The organism is Mesorhizobium sp. M2A.F.Ca.ET.037.01.1.1 (assembly GCF_003998075.1).
Lineage (GTDB): Bacteria > Pseudomonadota > Alphaproteobacteria > Rhizobiales > Rhizobiaceae > Mesorhizobium.
On record NZ_RZSA01001233.1, the window covers coordinates 1 to 1692 of the forward strand.

Genomic DNA, 1692 nt, shown 5'->3' on the forward strand with positions numbered 1-1692 from the left:
GTCGCACGGCGCGCGATTGGGCTGATAAACTTCCCGAGCCTGACATCGCCGACCAAGTCCCACCAAATTCGTTGCATCTTGCGGGCCAGGTCCTTGCGCTCCTCGAGTGTGGCTACATCTGCCCATTTGGCGCGAAGAGCCTCATACTCGTCGCTCTTTGGCCAGCCATACCAGCCGTTTTCACCGTTTCCGAGCAGCAAAGGAGTGGTGAGCGGATTCCCAAGGGAAAGATCAGCTTCGGTCGTGATGAAGATGTTCCATCCGCCGCTCTCAACGGGGCCCTTGTTTGCGCGGCGCGTGACAAGGCCACCCCAGTCGCTTGGCGCGAGCTCGGCATTGACCCCACTCTTCCGCAGTGTGGCCGCCATGAGCTGCGCAGCATTGTTCAAGTAGGCGATATTGGTTGGTTGGAGAATGACGATCTTCTCGCCAGAATACCCGGCCTCTTGGAAGAGTTGTTTGGCTCTTTCCGGGTCACCGCCCTTTTTGTACCATCCGGTATTTTCGTCGTTAGAAACCGGCGTCTCTCCTCCGAAGGCCGACGTGACCGTGCTGTAGTATTTCGGATCCGGAAATGAGGCGGCCATGAACGCCTCCTGATCGACCAGGTGCAGTATTGCCTGGCGCGCCTTGACGTTGTTGAACGGTGGCTGCAGGTGGTTCAAGCGCAGGCACATGTTTTGGCCCGCCTTGTCCAGTACTTGCAGTACGAGGTTCGGATCGCTTTCAATTGCTGCGAAGAAGTCGACCGGCGGCTCCTCAAGGTAGTCAACCTCACCGGCCAGCAGTGCGGCGTACGCGGTCTGTTGATCAGAAATATTGTCCCAGATTACCCGATCGACATTGACGACCTTCCCCCCAGCAAATCCGTCGGACGCCTCGCGTCGTGGTACGTATTGTTCATTACGATCGTACGTGACACTTGCGCCCGGCCTGGCGAGAGCCTCATTGAATTTAAACGGCCCGGATCCGATATTCGTGCTCACCTGCTCGCTCGCGGGACGATTGGCGTCCTGCTCGCGCATGATGAACGGGCACGGCGTCGCAGCGTCCGCCAGGATATCGACCAGAATTCCCAGCGGCTCTTTGAGCGCGATTGTGAAGGTCTTGTCGTCCTTCTTCGAGATATCCTTAGCCCGCGCCATGATCACCTTCCCCCCGGGCGCCACCTCGGCCCAGCGGCGGATCGAGGCGACACAATCCGCCGCGGTAACGGGGGTGCCATCGTGCCAGCCGAGGCCATCCCGGAGCTCGAACGTGTAGGTCTTCTTGTCGTCGGAAACGGCCCACTTCCCCACCATTTGCGGCTGCGGCATAAACTTGGAGTCGAGCGAGAACAGCGTGTCGTAGATCGCTAAGGCATGATCGCCCGTGATGGCGGCCGCGGTGAAGATCGGATCGAAAACACGGAGCTCACCGATCTTCACCATTCGCACCGTCCGCGCGGAGGTTGGTTCTGTTTGTGCTCGCAGCACCGATGGCACGGACAAAGCCGCTCCGCCGACAATACCAACCTTAATGAGATCGCGTCGAGAAATTATCATTTTCACTTCCCCTTTTTAAGTTGCCGGCGGTTTTACCCGCGCTTATCGCTTCACCTGCCGTTTTCACATAAAGGCGATAGCTCACGGGCTTCGTATTGTTGGTAGGCTACCGGAAATGGGACGGGCTTTCAAGTGGATTGTCACAGTT

At 58.0% G+C, this 1692-nt stretch carries 1 protein-coding gene; it reads right to left on the reverse strand.

Translation table 11 applies throughout. The features are described from left to right. The coding region (locus tag EOA27_RS35455; protein WP_145970795.1) for an ABC transporter substrate-binding protein at positions 1-1544 on the reverse strand (1544 nt) is incomplete at its 3' end. Between the last annotated feature and the right edge of the window lie 148 nt (positions 1545-1692).